Genomic DNA, 20,444 nt, shown 5'->3' on the forward strand with positions numbered 1-20,444 from the left:
TTTTTAAGCTAAGAGACCGTATCGGGCAAGGATGAGTAAAATCAAGGGGATGCTCTCCAAAATAACCATTAATCCCGCCAATTTCTCAGGTTCAATCATGGAAAATATCTCTCAATGGGTAGGCATTGACATTAGTAAAGCGACCCTAGATGTTTACCTCCGTCCCCTCGGTAAAGCGATGAAAGTTGCTAACACAAAGGAGGACATATCTAAACTGGTCGAGACCCTAAAATCTTACACGCTCAACCTCATCGTTCTGGAAGCGACAGGAGGTTTAGAAACTGAACTGGTGATTCAATTACAAGCAGCGGGTTTACCCGTCGCCTTAATCAATCCCCGTCAAGGAAGAGACTTTGCTAAAGCCACTGGTAAATTAGCCAAAACCGATGCCATTGACGCTCAAATCTTAGCTCATTTTGGCGAGGCAATGCAACCGCAAATATTAGCGGTTGAGTCGGAAGAATCTCGTCAATTGGGCGACTTAATTAGTCGTCGCCGGCAACTTGTCGAGATGCGGACTGCCGAAAAAAACCGACGGGAACGCGCTCGCGGTAAAGCTTTGGTCGATATCGAAGCCCATCTTGAGTATCTCGATAACTGCCTCGAAAAACTCAATCAAGAAATTGAGGAATTGACCCAAGCTAACCAACAATGGCTCGAGAAAGTTAATTTACTCAAAACCGTGCCGGGGATTGGTCAAGTAATTTCTACTACTCTCGTCTCCGACTTACCAGAACTCGGTCAATTAACCGCCAAACAAATCTCTCGCTTAGTCGGTGTCGCACCGATTAATCATGATAGTGGTCAACATAAAGGTAAGCGAATGATTCAGGGAGGTCGCGCTCAGATTCGGGCGACTCTTTACATGGGAGCGGTGGTAGCTATGCGTCATAATCCGGTGATTAAAACTTTTTACGAACGCCTAGTCGGACGAGGTAAATCAAAAAAACTGGCTCTGACTGCTTGTGTGCGGAAAATCTTAGTTATTCTTAATGCAATGGTTCGCCAAAATCAGCCTTGGCAGCTTGCTGACAATTTACCACCTTGTTCCTAGAGATTCACACTTTTTGTTATCTCTGATCAAGGGTTGCGCTTGCTTTGGTTTAACCTGAGCGACTTAGTTTTTGCTGCGCTTTTTTTCTGGCTTGAGATTTTAGGTTCGACAGCAACTCCTTGATTGTTTTTTGAGTTACCCCTTGACAATCAAGACAGTCGCTACGAAACGGTAGGTTGGGTTGAGCGAATCAATATGTTAAAGAAAACCTCTCAATTCTCAGGGAAAGCGAAACCCAACAGCCAACACCTAAATCCGTCTGAATCTTTTTGTTGGGTTTCCTTGGGTGTATTGTTGGGTTTCCTTACGTCAACCCAACCTTGTATATTGAGAGAGGTGGTAGACCGTCCCAACCTTGGTCGGAAAAGACCGCTTCGTAGCAAGGGTCACCACCATAATCTCCCTGACAAAACTCGAACAGTCGCCGGGGTCGTGGCGAAAACAATCAATTGTTAAGCTAAGAGACCGTATCGGGCAAGGATGAGTAAAATCAAGGGGATGCTCTCCAAAAGAACCATTAATCCCGCCAATTTCTCAGGTTTAATCATGGAAAATATCTCTCAATGGGTAGGCATTGACATTAGTAAAGCGACCCTAGATGTTTACCTTCGTCCCCTCAGTAAAGCGATGAAAGTTGCTAACACAAAGGAGGACATATCTAAACTGGTCGAAACCCTAAAATCCTACACTGTCAACCTCATCGTTCTGGAAGCAACAGGAGGTTTAGAAACTGAACTGGTGATTCAATTACAAGAAGCGGATTTACCTGTAGCCTTAATCAATCCCCGTCAAGGAAGAGACTTTGCTAAAGCCACTGGTAAATTAGCCAAAACCGATGCCATTGACGCTCAAATTTTAGCTCATTTTGGCGAAGCAATGCAACCGCAAATATTAGCGGTTGAGTCGGAAGAATCTCGTCAATTGGGCGACTTAATTAGTCGTCGCCGGCAACTTGTCGAGATGCGGACTGCCGAAAAAAACCGACGGGAACGCGCTCGCGGTAAAGCTTTGGTCGATATCGAAGCCCATCTTGAGTATCTCGATAACTGCCTCGAAAAACTCAATCAAGAAATTGAGGAATTGACCCAAGCTAACCAACAATGGCTCGAGAAAGTCAATTTACTCAAAACCGTGCCGGGGATTGGTCAAGTAATTTCTACTACTCTCGTCTCCGACTTACCAGAACTCGGTCAATTAACCGCCAAACAAATCTCTCGCTTAGTCGGTGTCGCACCGATTAATCATGATAGTGGTCAACATAAAGGTAAGCGAATGATTCAGGGAGGTCGCGCTCAGATTCGGGCGACTCTTTACATGGGAGCGGTGGTAGCTATGCGTCATAATCCGGTGATTAAAACTTTTTACGAACGCCTAGTCGGACGAGGTAAATCAAAAAAACTGGCTCTGACTGCTTGTGTGCGGAAAATCTTAGTTATTCTTAATGCAATGGTTCGCCAAAATCAGCCTTGGCAGCTTGCTGACAATTTACCACCTTGTTCCTAGAGATTCACACTTTTTGTTATCTCTGATCAAGGGTTGCGCTTGCTTTGGTTTAACCTGAGCGACTTAGTTTTTGCTGCGCTTTTTTCTGGCTTGAGATTTTAGGTTCGACAGCAACTCCTTGATTGTTTTTTGAGTTACCCCTTGACAATCAAGACAGTCGCTACGTTCATTTTATATTTAATTACACCCACCTACTTACCTAATTTTTAGGGAAAAAGTCCCGGAATTTTCCCCCTGATCACTCCCATACCTGGTACTTTTTGATTGACAAAAAGTCTAAAAGTCTTACCCAACAAGGTTTTTAGATTTATTCAGCAAACCCTAATTATCTGATTGCTTAAAAACTAGACAGTTGTTCGGCAATAATAGATACTAACTTATCCACTGCTCCTGCTTGCCCACGCACTGCCCGCAATTTTTGCCGGATAGCCTCTAATTGTTCGGGATTTTCTAACCAAGATCTAGCCATATTTGCCACTTCTTCTGGTTGTAATTCCCCCAATAATTCTGGAACAATTTCGGCACCAGCCCAAATATTTGGCCAAGCATATAAACGTTTTTTTCGCAACATATAGAGATTAATTATCTTAGCAAATAAAGAACCCACCCCCGGCAGTTGGGCTAATAAACCGGGTAAACCGTCCCAAGTTCTCATCGCATCTAGTTGCTGAGTCGGTAGTAAAATAATCATCGGGATTGCCAGCGCCCCTAATTCGGCAGTATTAGCACCCACCGTCGTTAAAGCTAAATGACAGCGAGAAAGCTGGTTATGGGCGGGAAAATCGGTAATTAGGTCAACTTTTACCCCCTTAGCTGTTTCTAAATAGGGTTTTTCTCCGTTTTTTAATTGGGCAGCACTCCAACCGGTTTTAGTAATCATCGGATTATAGCTAGGATCGGCAAATTTCGCCAAATAAGCTAAATTTAGGGTAGGAGCGACGGGAATTAAGAATTTAGTCCGGGGAGCCTGCGCGTGTATCTTTTCGGCAATGGCTAGGGTTAGGGGTACACCCTGAGCTAATTTCGAGGGTTTGGAACCCGGGAGAAGTGCAATTAAGGGATCGTCATCGGGGGTGATAGCAGTGGGCAAATCCACCATTAAATCGCCGATAACAGTAAATTTATGCTGATATTGTTGGGGAATATTATTTAATACACTTGTATTCATTACGGCAAAGCGATCGATCCCCCGATACCAACGCGCTTCCCATTCCCCATAGATAACGCTGCGATAACCCAAACGTTTACCGATGGTGAGGGCAAAAAATTGATCGCCCCCTAAAAATAAAACGATGCCCTTGGGATGCCAATCCCAATTATCGGCGGTTTTTCCCCAGAAAAGAAAATTAAAGAAGTTTTCTGGCGACTGGACTCGATCGACCTCTGGATATTTCCTAACCACTTCCGTTTCCGCCCCCATAGAATGGGTACAAGGGGAAAGAATCACCGAAATCCGCAACCGCGATCGATCTTCTGTTAAGTTTTGTCGCAATCTCTTGACAACTGGACGCACCCATGTAGATATTTCTCCCGGACCATTAGAGAGAATGAGAAGATCAACAGGAGAATCAAACATGATAAGTGGTGAGGTAGGAAGTTTTCCTTTTGGCGAGTTAGTATTCAGGAGTCAGGAGATAGGAGATGTGCTTTTATTTATTCTCCCCGTCTCCCCAATTCATCATTCATCATTCATAATTGATCATTCCCCACAACGCACAGGAAGTGGTTTTCCCAGTTGCGGTGTTGCCTAGTTGCCATGGAATAAAGAACGAATCGCCTGATGTTTAGGGTGATCAAATTCTGGGGGAACCTTGCGGGTATCGGTAATCAACCAATCCAAGGCTGCCGCTTCCACATCGATCGCCGCGCCGGTTTTATCAACACAGTAGCGCCCAAAGACCAACTTATCCACCAAACGCGCCCCTGAACCGAGGCGAGAATATTCAAAAATAACGCTATTATCCACCGTCGCGCCGCCACAAATCCAACAATTCGGGCCAATCATACTCGGACCGACAATTTTCGCTCCGTCCTCAATGCGCGTCATTGCCCCAATGTACACAGGTCCGGTGATATCGACTCGATCCCAGTTTACCCCCACATTTAAGCCCGTGTAGATGCCAGGTTTAACTTCGATGCCGGGGATAGCAACATTTTTAATTTTCCTGGATAACACCCCGCGAATTGCCTGCCAGTAGTCGGGGACTTTACCGATATCCACCCATTCAAAATCCATGTTTAAAGCGTAGAAAGGCGCACCTTTAGCGACTAATTGGGGGAATAACTCGCCCCCGATGTCGTATTTACTATTAGGGGGAATAAAATCAATGATTTCTGGCTCAAAAATATAGATACCCGTGTTAATGCAGGTACTCAAAGCTTCATCGATGGCCGGTTTTTCTTGGAAACTGAGAATCTTTCCCTCCTCGTCGCTAACTACCACCCCATAACTGGATACTTCCTCTCTGGGGACGGTTTTGGTGACAATAGTGGCGAGCGCTCCTTTTTCTCGATGCCATTTAACGGCTGCGGTTAAATCGAGATCGATCAGCGCATCACCACAGAGAACCACAAAGGTATCGTCAAAAAAGGGATTAAAATCTTGAATTCGTCGTAAACCGCCCGCCGATCCGAGGGCATCACCGATTAACTTGCCCTCTTCGATTCTACCCTCGAAAGAATAGCCGATATGCACCCCAAAACGCTGACCATCACGGAAATAACTCTCAATTTCTTCGGCTAAATGACTGACATTGACCATGATCTGATCGAAGCCATGCTGTCGCAACAGTTCCAACAAAAACTCCATCACCGGCTTTTGTAAAATCGGGATCAGCGGTTTGGGGATCGTATGGGTAATCGGACGGACGCGAGTTCCTTTGCCTGCCGCCAAAATCATGGCTTTCATCGATGTTTATTTCCTTTTGCGATCGAGGTTTGTAGTTAAATCATGCCTAGTGTATCATTACCGGCTCGGAATCAGTGGTTATCGATCCTCTTGACCATTAGATCAACCTAGACTCCTTGCCTAATTTTTCCAACAATCCGGTTAACCGCAAGCAGTCTAGGCGAAAAATGGCGAGCAAAAATTTGACTACTTGAGATAGTAAAAAGCGATTTCTTTCTCCTTGAGAGGGGCAAAATCGGCGGCTAACAACAGCTGATTTAATTCCTCTTGGGGGATATGTTTGGCCCCGATGCGGACAATTCGCGATCTCATCGTGTTAGATACTCCGCTTCTTTGTCGTCCTGCTTCCAAACCCATGACCCGGTGATAAAGTTCCAATTTTGCCTGGGGAATTGGGGAACCATCAAAATCAATGCCATTAGCGATCGCCACATCGATGGCATCAGCGCCCGTAGTCGTGGTTAAATTAGTTTCGATGGACATAAAGATAATATAAAAGATCGTTGCTATTTTATCAGGCGATCGATATCCGCCGCTATGATCAGGAAAGTAATCTTCATTTCTGTGTAACTATGGCTCAATTGCCCACCTATCAACCAAAACAGTTATCCCTAGGCCCCCTAGAAGCGGAAATCCTCAATATTGTCTGGGAATTGGAAACCGTCAGCGTTAAGGATGTCCACGATCGCATTTTAGCCGATCCAGAACGGGATCTGGCCTATACTTCTGTGACTACGGTACTGCGTCGTTTAACTAATAAAGGCTGGTTAAGTTGTTATAAACAGGGTCGGATTTTCTACTGGAAACCGATGGTTTCTAAGGAACAAGCACAGGCAATTAAAGCCTACGAACAATTACATCGTTTTTTGGCTATTGGTAATGCGGATGTGGTGGCTTCTTTTGCCGATAGTCTCGATACTGCTAGTGTGGAACAATTAAAAGCAATCGCCGCTCGTTTAGATACCCTTCGTCAACAACGGGGAGAACGCTAATGCACAGTTTAATGTTATTACTAGCATTAACTATCGCCATTGGTTTACGTTGGTTTCTGCCCAGCTATCAGCGTCGTTGGCAGACAACGCTATTTTTCTTCCTCTTTCCGCCTTTGCTGCTGTTAATGACAGTTATATCTGTGGTTTGTATGGGCTATCGGGGGCAAATGTTGGGCTATAACTCCAGTTTAATTAGTTACTTTAGTGCCATAATTTGGCTAGTTTTTGCTCTATTTTGTTTGATAAAACTCTCCTATCAAACTTGGCAAACCCATCGGGATTTTAGCAGTTATCCCCTCAAAAAAATCACCGCTCAGAAGGCGAGAGTTTTAGCAGTGAATTTTCCCTACAGTGCCAGAGTTGGCTTTTGGAATTCGGAATTAATTGTAACGCAAGGATTATTAAATCTCTTGGATCAAGAACATTTACAAGCAGTTTTAGCCCACGAACAAGCTCACCAAGAATATCATGACACTTTCTGGTTTTTCTGGTTAGGTTGGCTGCGCTCCATGTCTTCTTGGCTGCCCAATAGTGAGAATTTATGGTCAGAATTGGTCTTCTTGCGGGAATTACGCGCCGATAAGTACGCCTCCAGACAAGTGGATTATTTACTATTAGCTGAGTCCCTGCTTTTAGTGGCAGAAAAAGTTAATCAAGTAGCGGAAATAAGTTTTTCCGATAGTTGCTGTGTCGCTCTCAATGATAATTCCTTAAATAATCGTTTATTAGAGAGAATTGAAGCTTTAGTCGATTCAGAAAAACCCGAACTTCCCAGATTTAACTATCAAGTCTGGCTATTGCTTTCCCTCTCCCTCGCTCCTTTCTTACTGTTGCCTTTGCACTCCTAAAAATGACCCTAGAAATTGGACAAAAAGCCCCCGAATTTGCCACCCCCAACCAAAGGGGCGAAATTAGCAATTTAGCAGATTTTGCCGGTCAGTGGTTGGTCTTATATTTTTATCCCAAAGATAACACCCCGGGCTGCACCGCAGAAGCGATCAATTTTACCGCTTTGTCGCCGCAATTTCAGCAATTAAACGCGGTAATTCTAGGAGTTAGTCCCGATTCAGCCAAGTCCCACTGTCGTTTTATTGAAAAACACAATTTAACCATTCAATTATTGAGCGATACCGAACATCAACTGGCGGAAATTTACCAAGTCTGGGGATTAAAAAAATTTATGGGTAAGGAATATATGGGGATTCGACGCTCCACTTTCCTGATCGACCCCCGGGGAAATATTGCCTATATTTGGTCAAATGTCAAGGTAAAAGCCCACGCAGAAGCGGTTTTGAAAAAACTTGAGGAATTGCAGTAGCAAGCCCTCAGTACCGAATATTTACGGGTAGGCAATCGCGCCCTTTCGTGTTAGACTAGAAAAGTTGTCAAAAATCGCACATCTAGGCGATCGGGTGTTTCTAGGAATCTAGAAATCCAGCCCTAGATGGAGGATAAACCCGAAAAGGAGAAAAATATGCCCGTTGTCTCTCTCGCAGAATTGCTAGAGTCTGGGGTTCACTTCGGCCATCAAACGCGCCGTTGGAACCCGAAAATGTCTCAGTACATCTACACTGCCCGAAATGGGGTTCATATCATTGATTTGGTGCAAACTGCCCAATTAATCGAAGAAGCTTACGAATTTGTCCGAGGAGAAGCCGATCGCGGTAAACGCTTTTTATTCATCGGTACGAAACGGCAAGCGGCAGGAATCATCAAACAGGAAGCTTTACGCAGCGGTAGCCACTTCGTTAACCAACGCTGGTTAGGGGGAATGTTAACCAACTGGGAAACCATTCGCGGCCGGGTAGAAAGACTCAAAGAATTAGAAGAATTAGAAAGTAGCGGCGCCCTCGATAGACGACCGAAAAAAGAAGCATCGGTACTGCGTCGGGAATTGGGCAAACTAGAAAAATACCTCGGTGGTATTAAAACCATGCGCCGGCTGCCGGACTTAGTCGTCGTAGTCGATCAGCGTCGGGAATACAACGCTATCCAAGAATGCCAAAAATTGGGCATTCCCATCATCTCCCTCTTGGATACTAACTGTGATCCCGACTTGGTAGATGTGCCGATTCCCGCTAACGATGACGCGATTCGCTCAGTCAAACTAATTTTAGGCAAAATTGGCGATGCGATCATCGAAGGTCGTCGCGGTGGTCAAGCGGCGGTGGAAGAATACGAGGAAGACTACGAGGATGAAACCGAGTACGAGGAAGAAGGTGATTATTCCCAATACGCCGCCGAATTTGCCAGTGGAGACGAGGATAACTAGGGAAAATTAGCTATTGATCGCCGCTAGGTTCGGGGGGAAACTTTCCGGACTTAGCGAGCGGTCAAACCTGCCCCTCTCGTGGCATGATCAATTATAAGCAGTAGGTTAGGAATTTTATGGCAGAAATTACAGCACAACAGGTTAAAGAACTTAGGGAAAAGACCGGCGCCGGCATGATGGATTGCAAGAGGGCGCTGACGGAAAACGCGGGGGATATAACCAAAGCGATCGAATGGTTGCGTCAAAAAGGGATTACTTCCGCCGAGAAAAAAGCCAGTCGGGTAGCGGCAGAAGGGATGATCGGCAGTTACATCCACACCGGCAGCCGCATCGGTGTTTTAGTAGAAGTGAACTGTGAAACCGATTTTGTTGCCCGTCGCGAGGAGTTCAAAAAATTGGTTAATGACGTGGCCATGCAGATTGCCGCTTGTCCTAACGTCGAATATGTGAAAGTAGCCGATATTCCCGCCGAAATCTCCGCCAAAGAAAAAGAAATTGAGATGGGACGGGACGATTTAGCCAATAAACCCGATAATATCAAAGAAAAAATCGTAGCTGGCCGCATTGAAAAACGTTTGAAAGAACTTTCCTTGCTCGATCAACCCTTTATCCGCGATCAGAACATCAGTATTGACGAATTGCTTAAACAAGCGATCGCAACTTTGGGAGAAAATATTCAGGTGCGTCGTTTCCAACGCTTTGTACTGGGTGAAGGGATCGAAAAAGAAGAAACGGATTTCGCCGCCGAAGTAGCCGCCCAAATGGGACAAAAAGCCCCGGAACCCGTAGCAGCAGCCCCGCAAGTGGAGGAAAAAGCCCCGGAACCGGCAGCGAAGGATAATCCGCCCGCTAAAGGCAAAAAGAAAAAGTAAGTTAAATGAAGATGAATCCGGTGGGGTGCGAGTTTCGTACCCTTTTTGTCTTCAGGGAATTATGAATTAGGAATTAAGTGGGTGGGTGGAATTAAATATAAGATGAACGTGGGTTGGGTTGAAGCATGAAACCCAACGCCTGCATAGTTTACCCTACCGCTAACCCATCCTAAAAATAATTGTGCCTCCCTACTTACTACTTATCGATGATGATTAAATTTGCTGCTGAAGACTATCTAGTTGTAGTTGTTGATGATGTCAGTAAAAATCGGCAATTAGCGCTGGATATTCTTGATTCTGCTGGTTATGCCACCATTTGTGCTAGTACTGTTAAACAGGCAATAGAACGAGTAAAAACTGCTAATCCTGACCTAATTCTTCTTGACTTAATGATGCCAGAGATGGGGGGTATAGAAGTTTGTCAAAGGCTAAAAAGTGACACTTTGTACGCTCATATACCGATTATCTTTATGACAGCTAGTAACGAAAAAAAAGATATTCTCAATGCTTTTGATTTTGGGGCTGTGGACTATGTAAATAAACCCTTTCATAGTTGGGAACTGTTAGCCAGAGTTAAAATTCATTTAGAACTGAGAAAAACGCAAGAAGATCTGAAAAATATCAATTCTCAACTAGAAAAGCTAGTTAGAACTGATAGCCTAACTGGGGTAAATAATCGTCGAGAGATCCTCGCCTTGGGCGAGAAAGAATGGCAAAGATGTGGTCGTTATCATCGTTATTTTTCGCTTTTACTCATCGATATCGACCATTTTAAACATATTAACGATACCTTTGGTCATCTCCTAGGGGACAAAACTTTAATTACTGTCGCTGGGGCAATTAAAAACTGTCTGCGTCAAGTGGATAGTTTTGGACGCATTGGGGGCGAGGAATTTGTCGCTATTCTCCCAGAAACTAATCTTGAAGATGCTGCTACCACAGCCCGGCGCATTTGTCAAGTAATTAACCAGCTAAATATTGAAATTGATCGACAAAAAGTACGAGTTACTGCTAGTATTGGTGTGGCCACATTTAGCCCTGAAGATAATAATGTAGCAGCGGTGATCGAGCGGGCAGATCGTGCCATGTTCGCCGCTAAAAATCAAGGTAGAAATCGGGTTATTGTCGCTAAAACAGTATGAAAAATTTGTTATTTATTCTTGGTTTTTTGCTCTTGGGTGTAGCCCCAAGTTTGAGCGCCGATCTCGATACGATTATACGTCGGGGAAAATTAATTGTTGCTGTCAAAAATAATCTCCCTCCCCTCGCTTTCCTTGATGCTCAGGGTAATCTGCAAGGATTGGAAATCGACATCGCTAAACGTCTAGCTAAAGAAATTCTCGGTTCTGACAGTGCTATTATTCTTAAGCCCGTTAGTAATCAAGAACGTTTACAGGTGGTTATTGATGATCGGGTGGATTTGGCGATCGCTCGTGTGGCGATTACTGCCGCACGTCAGCGTCTCGTGGATTTTAGCCCCTTTTATTACCTCGATAGCAGCGGTTTTGTGACGAAAAACCCGCAATTTCAGCGTTTAGAAGACCTAGCTAACTCTAGAATTGCGGTACTCAACGGCTCGACAACAATCGCCCTTGTGCGTTCCAATTTACCTAACGCTATCCTGCGCGGGGTTGCTTCCTATCAAGAAGCTTTAAATTTACTGGAAACGGGGGAAATAGACGCTTTTGCGGCTGATAATAGCCTTTTAACTGGTTGGGTGCAGCAATTCCCCAATTATCGTCAATTACCGATCCAGTTGGGGGCGATCGCTCTAGGAGTGGTTCTCCCTAAAGGTTTACAGTACCAAAGTCTCCGAGAACGCGTCAACCAAGCGATCGAGCGACTAGAATCCACCGGCTGGTTATTAGAACGGGTGAACTATTGGGGCTTACCCCGGAGAATTCGGGAAATGGGGAGATAGGGTGATGGGAGTGGGAATTATGAATTATGAATTATGAATTATGAAGTGGGGAGTGGGGAGCAGGGAGTGGGAATTATGAATTATGAATTATGAAGTGGGGAGTGGGGAGTGGGGGGGTGGGGAGAAGGGAGTTTTTTGCTGTGAACAGTGAACAGTGAACTGAAAACTCACATCTGATCACTGATTACTGATCACTGACTAAATCCTGCTATAATCTGATGGAATAAGTATAAAAATATTAATTGATCGATCGCTAATTATGGAAGATACCCTGCCGCTTATTTACGTTTCTGGATTGCTAATTTTCGTGATTGGTTTAGGAATTTTTGTCATCGTGCAAATCGTTAAAACCCGTCGAGTGGAAGGAACCTTTAACAAGCTACAAAAGAAATTGCAAAAAGAAAAAGGTACAGCTAAAGAATACTATGAATTAGGAAGTCTGTATCTCGATAAAAAACTCTATGTTCAAGCCTTGAGTTTACTACAAAAGGCTTTAAAAATCTCCGAGGAAGAAAGCATCGAACCAGAAAATCAAGCCCTAATCTACAATGCGATCGGTTTTTCCTATTTTGCCCAAGAACAATTAGAATTAGCGATTCGTAACTACAAAGAAGCCATTAAACTTTATCCTCAATACTCGATCGCCCTCAATAATCTTGGCAATGTTTACGAAAAGAAACAAATGGCTAAGAAAGCTCTCGAAACCTACGAAGAAACTCTCAAATTTGAGCCTAATAATACCGTGGCGAAAAAGCGCACCGAATCCCTGCGTAAACGCTTCGCTGAATCGAAATAGTTTTGACTACTATCAAATTCTTTTTAGAGATCGAAGATTCTTCGATCTCTTTCTTTACTTCAAGCCATAAAACAAGACAATTAAACTAGGGGTTAAAATCGTCAAAATTAAATTTAGGGGCGCACCCAAACGGGTAAAATCGAGGAATTTATAGCCCCCCGGTGCATAAACCATAGTGTTAGTTTGATAGCCAATCGGTGTTAGATAACTATTAGAAGCAGCAAAGGTGACAGCATACATAAAAGCCAAAGGATTTAAACCCAAAGTTTTCGCCACTTCCACGGCGACGGGAATCATTAACACCACGGCGGCGTTATTAGAGAGAATTTCAGTTAAAACTGAGGTAATTAGATAGAAGAAAACTAAGATCCAAAACCCGGAAAGATGACCGCCGATAGCCACTAAATTATCTGCCAACCATTTAGTCGTTCCCGAGTTATCCATGGCAGTACCCAGGGGAATCAAACCCGCTAATAAAAAGATAATATCCCAACGAATGGAACCATAGACTTCCCCGGGTTTTAGACAGCCAGTAATTACCATTAAAACCACCCCAACTAAACTGGTGACGAGAATTGGTTGAATATCAAAAGCGGCAATAATAATCACTAACAAAGTAATTATTATTGCAATAATCCCCTTATCCTTTCGCAGGGATTCGATATCTTTTTCTTCTAAGACTAATAATTCTCGCGTGGTTTGTAAACCAATAAAACTCTGTTTTGGTCCCTGAACTAAGAGCAAATCGCCAAACTTTAAAGGAATTTTACCTAATCTTCCTTGTAGTAATTCCGAACCACGCCGAATCGCCAAAACCGTGGCGTTATAACGCTGACGGAATTTCAAATCTTTTAAAGTTGTCCCAATTAAACGAGAATTAGAGAGAATCAAAACCTCGGCTAATTTTTCCTCACCTGTAGTAATTACCGATTCAATATCTCCTTGGTGAAATTTGACATCGGCAAAGATTTCTAAGCCCCGTTCATCTTTGATTTTTAATAGTTCTTCCCGACTACTGTGAACGATTAAAATATCGCCAGCATTGAGAACTTTATCGGCTAAAGGTTGGGGTAAATGTACCTTATTTCTGATTAATTCCAACACATCAAAATCAAACTTTCTTTGTAGTCCACTTTCGGATAAAGTTTGACCGATAAGATTAGAACGAGGGCTAATAATTACCTCACTCAGATATACTTTAGAACCGTAATCATCGTCTAAAAATTCCCCCGTGGAAGATTTGCGATCTGGTAATAATTTCGGGGCAAAAATTGTTAGATAAATCAAACCTGCTAAAAAAGTTACTAATCCTAAAGCAGTGAACTGAAATAAACTAAATTCCCCATAACCCAGCTTGGCAGAAATACCACTAGCGAGAATGTTAGTCGAAGTTCCCACCACGGTAATCATCCCCGCTAAAACCGTGGCGTAGGAAAGGGGAATTAATAACTTAGAAGGGGAAATTTTTTGTTTTTTACACCAATCTTCAACGATAGGTAAAAAGATCGCCACCACTGCCGTGTTATTAATAAAAGCACTAATCGGCCCCACTAATGCCCCTAGGACAAATACCTGTTGGTGGGGACTTTTGCCCCCCCAAACCAGCAAGCGATCGCGAATTACTTGAATCACTCCCGTGCGGGTAATTCCGGCACTAAGCACAAACATCGCCATCACTGTCACCGTGGCAGAATTACTAAATCCGGCGATACCTTCTTCGGGAGTAACTAAACCCAAAAGAATCAGGACAATCGCCACGCATAAAGCGGTTAAATCTACCGGTAGCCATTCCGCCACGAAAGCGACTAAAGCAACGACTAAAACCGTTAAAGTCAGAATAATTGGTGTTGGCATTGATTTATTTTTTCGTCATGAACCAGCGAATAAATAACTTCTCCAACTCGATCCAAACAAACATTAAGGCACTAAATCCAAAACAGATTAATAATTCCGTGCCACTAATCCATTGAGTGCCGAAGAAGCTTTGTAGAGGAGGAGCATAAATTAACAACAATTGTAGGATCGTTGTCAAGCCCACGGCGGCAATAATATAAGGATTAGAGAAGGGATTCATTTGCACAGCTAACTGGGTATGGGAACGCACCGCTAAAGCATGACCCATTTGTGCTAAACAGAGGGTAGTAAATACCATGGTTTTCCAGCGTCCGGGATCTCCGATTTCGGGGGTTGCCTGAGTATATTGGTAAGCCCAAGCCATCATAATAATGGTCAGAACCGCAAACACCACACCGATGCGAATCATATACCAACCCAAACCGCGAGCGAAAATGCTTTCCCGGGGGCTAAAAGGTGGACGTTTCATCACATTAGGTTCGGCGGGTTCCATTGCCAGAGCCAGAGCCGGTAAACCGTCGGTGACAAGGTTCATCCAGAGGATTTGCAAGGGAGAAAGGGGTACACCGCCTAAACCGAGCAGAGGAGCCGCAGCAATCGTTAAAACCTCGCCAATATTACTGCCGAGAATGTATTTGATAAAGCGCCGAATGTTACTGTAAACCACGCGCCCCTCTTCGGTGGCGGCGACGATGGTGGCAAAATTATCATCCAGCAAAATCATATCGCTGGCTTCTTTGCTGACATCGGTTCCGGTAATGCCCATGGCGATGCCGATATCCGCTTGTTTTAGTGCCGGAGCATCATTGACTCCGTCCCCCGTCATGGCGACGAATTTACCCTGTTTTTGCAGGGCTTGTACGATTCTCAGCTTATGTTCAGGAGAAACGCGAGCATAGACGCTCACACCATCTACCTCTCCCTCTAGGTCATTCTGAGACATTTTTTCTAATTCTTTCCCCGTGATTACTCGCTCCCCGGCAGCAGCAATGCCCAATTCACTGGCGATCGCCTTAGCCGTTAATTGGTGATCTCCAGTAATCATAATCGGACGAATTCCCGCTTGACGACAGAGGGCAACCGCTTCTTTAACTTCTTTGCGGGGTGCATCGAGCATTCCCACCAATCCCAACCAAACCAGGGATTGTTCCTCACTATCTTCTCTTTCCGCTTCTGGAACTTCTGTCATCGGTTTATAGGAAAAACCTAAGACTCGTAGGCCATTACCCGCCATTTCGTCATTTTGTGCCAAAATACGGCTTCTTTGTTCAGCTGTTAAGGGTTGACTTTCCGCCCCAACTTGGATCAGAGAACAGCGTTCGAGAATTAATTCCGGTGAGCCTTTGGTAAACATTAAATAGGCAGAATCCCCCAAACCTAACTGAGCATTCTCACAGATTACTGACATTCTCTTTCGTTCGGAAGAAAAGGGAAATTCGCCTAAACGAGGGCTTTTGGGCTGCAATGCTTCCCGATATAGTCCTCCTTTACCCGCTAACGTCAGTAAAGCTCCTTCGGTAGGATCGCCTAAAATTGACCATTCTTGCGCTTTATTTTGCAAAAGTGCATCATTACACAGCACACAAGCCGTTAAAATTGCCTGTAGTTCGGGATCACTTTCACTCGCACCACTAAACTCACCGATGGGCGCGTAACCTTCCCCCGTGACAGTAATTGTCTGCCCGCAAGTATTGACTTTCTGCACCACCATTTTATTTTGAGTTAAAGTTCCAGTTTTATCGGAGCAAATCGTCGTTACCGAGCCTAAAGTTTCCACTGCCGGCAATTTACGAATTAAAGCTTGTCTTCTCACCATTCTTTGGGTTCCAATTGCCAAAGTCACCGTTACCACTGCCGGTAAACCTTCGGGAACAACGGCCACAGCCATACTGAGGGAGGTTTCTAGTAATGACTCAAAAAACTGCCAACCGAAGCGAATTACGCCCCCAAGCACAACTACAGCCACTAAAGCTAGGGAACCACTCACTAAAACGTTACCTAACTGCGACATTCGCTGCTGTAGGGGAGTTGGTTCACTTTCTACTCCTTGTAACATGGCGGCGATTTTACCGATTTCCGTATCCATTCCCGTCTTGGTAATCGCCACTTTCCCACGCCCCTGTACTACCTCTGTACCCTGATAGACGAGGTTAATGCGATCGCCTAAAGAGGCATCTTCCGCTAAAACCTTCTGTGCTTGTTTATTCACCGATTCCGCTTCACCCGTTAAGGCAGCCTCGCGGATTTGCAGGTTTTGTGCCTCTAATAATCTGCCATCGGCGGCAATTTGTACCCCCGCTTCCAGTAACATGATATCCCCGGGTACAAGTTCCTTGGCCGCCACTTCAAAGGTGCTACCATTACGAATAACCCGGACTTTCGGCGAGGATAACTGCTTAAGGGCTGCTAATGCCTTTTCTGCCCGACTTTCCTGTAAATATCCTAAAATACCGTTTAAAATAACAATCGTAAAAATAGCGATCGCATCTTTGGGAAATTCCCCTTTTTTCAGATCCAAAACCGCCGAAACCACCGCCACGGCAATCAGCATCACTAACATAATGTTAGTAAACTGTTCCCAGAGAATCATTAACGGGCTACGTCCCCCCGTTTCTTTTAGTTCATTTAAACCGAAAATATCCTTTCTTTTAACAATTTCCGCCTCGATTAAGCCGGTTTCCCCATTGGTTCTCAGGATTTCGAGGGTTTGTTCCCCAGTTAAATTATGCCAAGCACGATTATTCTCTATTTCCGAGACTTGAGGTGACGTAGTGGGAAAAGTCATAGCGATCGATTGAAGAGGGTGTACGCGTGAACTAAAAAGGTAAGCGAATTAAGCTAATTACATATCACAATATCAGTTATCAGTTATCAGTGACCAGTTATCAGTTATCAGTGACCAGTTATCAGTTATCAGTGACCAGTAAGCAGTCAGCAGTTATCAAGGAAGTGGGGAGGGGTAATTATGAATTATGAATTATGAATTATGAATTATGAAGTGGGGTGTGGGCTTCGCCCGTGAGCTTTTGTCGAACGCTGAACTCAGGCCGAGGTCCGAACGGGTGTGGGGAAATGGGGAGAATAAATAAAAATAATCTCCTGTCTCCTACCTTTTGCCTCCTGCCCCCTGCCTTCTCGACAATCTGAAAAAAAATGTAACGAAATGTGAAGTATAATAGCGAATGTGATAAAGACAAGACATTAGAGAGTAGATAGGAAACGATGCGAGTTGCGATCGCTGGTGCGGGACTAGCCGGATTATCTTGTGCGAAATACCTGGTCGATGCGGGACATACGCCCATCGTACTGGAACGTCGCGATGTATTAGGGGGAAAAATTGCCGCTTGGAAAGATGCCGATGGGGACTGGTACGAAACCGGTTTACATATCTTCTTTGGTGCTTATCCCAATATGCTGCAATTATTCAAAGAATTGGGCATAGAAGATCGCCTACAGTGGAAAGAACACTCGATGATCTTCAATCAGCCGGAAAAACCGGGGACCTATTCGCGGTTTGACTTCCCTGATATTCCCGCCCCAATTAACGGTATTGTTGCCATTCTCCGCAATAACGATATGTTAACTTGGGAGGAAAAAATTAAATTTGGACTCGGTTTAATCCCTGCCATTGTTAAAGGCCAAAGTTACGTTGAGGAGATGGATAAATATTCTTGGTCGGAATGGTTAGAGAAACAAAACATCCCCCCTAGGGTAGAAAAAGAAGTGTTTATCGCTATGTCGAAAGCCCTAAACTTTATCGATCCTAACGAGATTTCCGCCACGATTCTACTAACAGCCCTCAACCGCTTTTTACAGGAGAAAAACGGCTCAAAAATGGCTTTTCTCGACGGTTCACCCCCGGAAAGACTCTGCCAACCTTTAGTCGATTACATCACCGCTAGAGGTGGCGAAGTGCGCTTGAATGCCCCTTTAAAAGAAATTCTGTTAAATGAAGATGGCACAGTTAAAGCCTTCTTAATGCGCGGTTTAGACGGTGGGGAAGATTATCTTTTTGCCGCCGATCTTTACGTTTCGGCGATGCCTGTAGATCCTTTAAAAGTTTTGATGCCTAAGCGATGGCAAGAAGATAAATTCTTTCAAAAATTAGAAGGATTAGAAGGAGTTCCCGTCATCAATTTACACCTCTGGTTTGATCGCAAACTAACCGACATCGATCATTTATTATTCTCCCGTTCGCCTTTACTCAGTGTTTATGCTGACATGAGCAACACCTGTAAAGAATACGCTAACCCCGATCGCTCGATGTTAGAATTAGTTCTCGCTCCCGCTCAGGATTGGATTACTAAATCCGATCAAGAAATTATCGCCGCGACGATGAAAGAATTAGAAAAACTCTTTCCCCAACATTTTACTGGCGATAATCCCAGTCAATTGTTAAAATATCATCTGGTGAAAACTCCTCGATCAGTTTATAAAGCCACCCCTGGCCGACAAGCTTATCGACCTTCCCAGAAAACTCCGATCGAGAATTTTTATCTCGCCGGTGACTATACCATGCAAAAATATTTAGGAAGCATGGAAGGAGCGGTTTTATCAGGAAAATTAGCGGCAGCAGTGATCAGCAAAGATCACCCCGCAGCACCGCTAAACCCGAATAAAACCCAATCCACACCAGTGTCCAGCGCTCGTTAATTCTCTGGCTAGGGACTAATGACGAAAATGGCCTTGAGTGAGACAATGCTATATCATTAGCCACAGTTCGCCGTTAATCTAAGTCAATCATTCCGCCCCAGCAGAATGCTCCAATTGCCAAAACCGACCCACCCCACCAAACCCCTCGTCTCCCTTGCGGAGTCCTACGAACTCTGTCGCCGGATTACAGAGAAGTATTCCAAAACGTTTTATCTCGGTACTCTCCTGATGCCGAAAGCAAAACGTCAAGCGATCTGGGCAATTTATGTCTGGTGTCGTCGTACCGATGAACTGGTCGATGGACCCCAAGCCCGGTTAACTACCCCTGAAACCCTTGATTTATGGGAAAAACAGCTAGAAACCGTCTTTTCTGGGGTTGCCCTTGAGGATGCCGATGTTGCTCTCGTGGATACTCTAGAAAAGTTCCCCATGGATATCCAACCCTTTCGGGATATGATCGCCGGGCAACAGATGGATCTCTATCGCAGTCGTTATCAAACCTTTGATGAACTAAAACTGTACTGCTATCGGGTGGCAGGGACGGTGGGGTTAATGTCCAGCGCGGTGTTAGGATTGGAAGATGGCGATCGCTCGGCTCCTTGGCGACGCCATCAAAGCGTCTATATTCCCCAAGAAGAAGCGATCGATCTCGGTATTGCCAATCAATTAACCAATATTTTGCGGGATGTGGGGGAAGATGTCCATCGTGGCCGGATTTATCTACCTTTAGAGGATTTAGAGCGTTTTCACTACAGCGAAGACGATTTACTCAAAGGGGTTAATGATGACCGTTGGAAGGCGTTAATGCGCTTCCAAATTGAGCGGGCCCGTTATTACTACGATTCCGCCGAAAGGGGGATCCGCGCCCTTAATCCCGATTCCCGTTGGCCGGTTTGGGCGGCTTTACTGCTTTATCAAGGCATTTTAGACGTAATTGAAGCAAATAATTATGATGTCTTCGCCCGTCGTGCCTTCGTGCCTTTACCCAAGAAAATACTCTATCTACCCGTGGCTTGGTTGCGATCGCAAGCGTTATAAAAACGCGACGGGTTTTGTCGCTTACCGACTCCACCCGTCAAATCTTACCTAGGTTGGGCTTTTTCAGCGTGATTTAGGAGTCACCAACCAGAAAGGTCCAGTTTCCGTGCAGGGAACATCTCGATCGGTGTCGTAAACCACAAGACCATCTTGCCGATCCAAAACCAAGGCCTCTCCTAGACGGACGTAGGATATAAATGGGCCAAGATAGCGGACAACAGGCTCATCACTACAGGCTGGCAATACCCGATCGTTAAAATACTCCCACCCCACATCCTCGACGCTTTCATAGTAGCGGATGCTGAGATCGTCGATCACTTTCCCCGGAAAGCGGTCTTGGATAGCTGACCGGAGAAATTCTGGCAGCGGTCGATCGGGCGATAATAATATTCCAGATTTCATGGCTTTTCCCCCTAAAACTAAAGGAAGCGGGAAACTCTGACAAATGCCGTCCCGATCGGAACTATTGGCTTCCGCTCTCCACCTGGCCAATTTTTTACTAGGTATGGAAGCCAGCGCAGGGAGTCCCTTTGTATTTATTGTAACAAATTTCTCCGCAAAGGTTCAGGGCGATACGGTGA

19 protein-coding genes are annotated in these 20,444 nt (G+C 44.6%); 13 read left to right on the forward strand and 6 right to left on the reverse strand.

Annotation, left to right across the window (positions count from 1 at the left end; genetic code table 11):
* Window positions 1-97 precede the first annotated feature (97 nt).
* Both B5D77_RS26650 and B5D77_RS26655 read left to right on the forward strand, forming a co-directional pair.
* Complete coding sequence (locus tag B5D77_RS26650) at window positions 98-1,054, forward strand: IS110 family transposase (protein ID WP_216824543.1); 957 nt, start codon at window positions 98-100, stop codon at window positions 1,052-1,054.
* 546 nt (window positions 1,055-1,600) lie between these two features.
* Window positions 1,601-2,557, forward strand: coding sequence for an IS110 family transposase (locus B5D77_RS26655; protein ID WP_216362947.1), 957 nt, complete (start codon window positions 1,601-1,603; stop codon window positions 2,555-2,557).
* 337 nt (window positions 2,558-2,894) lie between these two features.
* Here B5D77_RS26655 and B5D77_RS13920 read toward each other — a convergent pair whose 3' ends face one another.
* The gene (locus B5D77_RS13920; RefSeq protein ID WP_008206022.1) at window positions 2,895-4,133 is read right to left on the reverse strand and encodes a hypothetical protein; all 1,239 of its coding nucleotides are present in this window, start codon (window positions 4,131-4,133) and stop codon (window positions 2,895-2,897) included.
* Here B5D77_RS13920 and B5D77_RS25895 point away from each other — a divergent pair.
* Window positions 4,132-4,308: a hypothetical protein gene (locus B5D77_RS25895; RefSeq protein WP_159036968.1), complete on the forward strand. Its 177-nt coding sequence runs from the start codon at window positions 4,132-4,134 to the stop codon at window positions 4,306-4,308. The genes B5D77_RS13920 and B5D77_RS25895 overlap by 2 nt on opposite strands.
* Here the strand turns inward: B5D77_RS25895 and B5D77_RS13925 are convergent.
* Both B5D77_RS13925 and B5D77_RS13930 read right to left on the reverse strand, forming a co-directional pair.
* Window positions 4,305-5,465 carry a sugar phosphate nucleotidyltransferase gene (locus tag B5D77_RS13925; RefSeq protein ID WP_008206021.1) on the reverse strand — a complete coding sequence of 387 codons (1,161 nt, stop codon included), beginning with the start codon at window positions 5,463-5,465 and terminating at the stop codon, window positions 4,305-4,307. The genes B5D77_RS25895 and B5D77_RS13925 overlap by 4 nt on opposite strands.
* 186 nt (window positions 5,466-5,651) lie before the next feature.
* Window positions 5,652-5,948 carry a DUF4090 family protein gene (locus B5D77_RS13930; RefSeq protein ID WP_008206020.1) on the reverse strand — a complete coding sequence of 99 codons (297 nt, stop codon included), beginning with the start codon at window positions 5,946-5,948 and terminating at the stop codon, window positions 5,652-5,654.
* Window positions 5,949-5,968: 20 nt separating this feature from the next.
* Here B5D77_RS13930 and B5D77_RS13935 point away from each other — a divergent pair, with 20 nt between their 5' ends.
* The 8 genes from B5D77_RS13935 (at window position 5,969) to B5D77_RS13970 (ending at window position 12,318) form a co-directional block, all read left to right on the forward strand.
* Window positions 5,969-6,457, forward strand: a complete 489-nt coding sequence (locus B5D77_RS13935; protein WP_008206019.1) for a BlaI/MecI/CopY family transcriptional regulator — start codon at window positions 5,969-5,971, stop codon at window positions 6,455-6,457.
* On the forward strand, window positions 6,457-7,305 hold the full coding sequence (locus tag B5D77_RS13940) for a M56 family metallopeptidase (protein ID WP_008206018.1): 849 nt from the start codon (window positions 6,457-6,459) through the stop codon (window positions 7,303-7,305). Before B5D77_RS13935 ends, B5D77_RS13940 begins: the two co-directional genes overlap by 1 nt.
* 2 nt (window positions 7,306-7,307) lie before the next feature.
* Entirely contained in the window at window positions 7,308-7,775 is a 468-nt protein-coding gene (gene bcp / locus B5D77_RS13945) for a thioredoxin-dependent thiol peroxidase (RefSeq protein WP_008206017.1), read from the forward strand.
* A 156-nt stretch (window positions 7,776-7,931) separates the two neighbouring features.
* Window positions 7,932-8,729: a 30S ribosomal protein S2 gene (gene rpsB / locus B5D77_RS13950; protein ID WP_039900525.1), complete on the forward strand. Its 798-nt coding sequence runs from the start codon at window positions 7,932-7,934 to the stop codon at window positions 8,727-8,729.
* A 116-nt stretch (window positions 8,730-8,845) separates the two neighbouring features.
* Entirely contained in the window at window positions 8,846-9,601 is a 756-nt protein-coding gene (gene tsf, locus B5D77_RS13955; RefSeq protein ID WP_106909040.1) for a translation elongation factor Ts, read from the forward strand.
* Between the two features lie 209 nt (window positions 9,602-9,810).
* Window positions 9,811-10,743, forward strand: a complete 933-nt coding sequence (locus B5D77_RS13960; protein WP_106909041.1) for a diguanylate cyclase — start codon at window positions 9,811-9,813, stop codon at window positions 10,741-10,743.
* Window positions 10,740-11,522, forward strand: coding sequence for a transporter substrate-binding domain-containing protein (locus tag B5D77_RS13965; protein ID WP_008206013.1), 783 nt, complete (start codon window positions 10,740-10,742; stop codon window positions 11,520-11,522). Before B5D77_RS13960 ends, B5D77_RS13965 begins: the two co-directional genes overlap by 4 nt.
* 259 nt (window positions 11,523-11,781) lie before the next feature.
* Window positions 11,782-12,318: a tetratricopeptide repeat protein gene (locus B5D77_RS13970; RefSeq protein ID WP_106909042.1), complete on the forward strand. Its 537-nt coding sequence runs from the start codon at window positions 11,782-11,784 to the stop codon at window positions 12,316-12,318.
* A gap of 54 nt (window positions 12,319-12,372) precedes the next feature.
* Here the strand turns inward: B5D77_RS13970 and B5D77_RS13975 are convergent, their stop codons facing one another.
* Window positions 12,373-14,172: an SLC13 family permease gene (locus B5D77_RS13975; RefSeq protein ID WP_106909043.1), complete on the reverse strand. Its 1,800-nt coding sequence runs from the start codon at window positions 14,170-14,172 to the stop codon at window positions 12,373-12,375.
* 4 nt (window positions 14,173-14,176) lie between these two features.
* Entirely contained in the window at window positions 14,177-16,957 is a 2,781-nt protein-coding gene (locus B5D77_RS13980) for a cation-translocating P-type ATPase (RefSeq protein WP_106909044.1), read from the reverse strand.
* Window positions 16,958-17,394: 437 nt separating this feature from the next.
* Here B5D77_RS13980 and pds point away from each other — a divergent pair, with 437 nt between their 5' ends.
* Window positions 17,395-18,825 (forward strand): 15-cis-phytoene desaturase, encoded by a 1,431-nt coding sequence (pds, locus tag B5D77_RS13985; protein ID WP_008206009.1) that lies wholly within the window; start codon window positions 17,395-17,397, stop codon window positions 18,823-18,825.
* A gap of 105 nt (window positions 18,826-18,930) precedes the next feature.
* Window positions 18,931-19,863 carry a 15-cis-phytoene synthase CrtB gene (crtB, locus tag B5D77_RS13990; protein WP_106909045.1) on the forward strand — a complete coding sequence of 311 codons (933 nt, stop codon included), beginning with the start codon at window positions 18,931-18,933 and terminating at the stop codon, window positions 19,861-19,863.
* Window positions 19,864-19,926: 63 nt separating this feature from the next.
* On the opposite strand, the gene B5D77_RS13995 is transcribed toward crtB, so the two are convergent.
* The gene (locus tag B5D77_RS13995) at window positions 19,927-20,403 is read right to left on the reverse strand and encodes a hypothetical protein (RefSeq protein WP_039900523.1); all 477 of its coding nucleotides are present in this window, start codon (window positions 20,401-20,403) and stop codon (window positions 19,927-19,929) included.
* Window positions 20,404-20,444: the final 41 nt, after the last annotated feature.

It is taken from the genome of Microcystis sp. MC19 (assembly GCF_003019735.1).
Taxonomy (GTDB): Bacteria; Cyanobacteriota; Cyanobacteriia; order Cyanobacteriales; family Microcystaceae; genus Microcystis.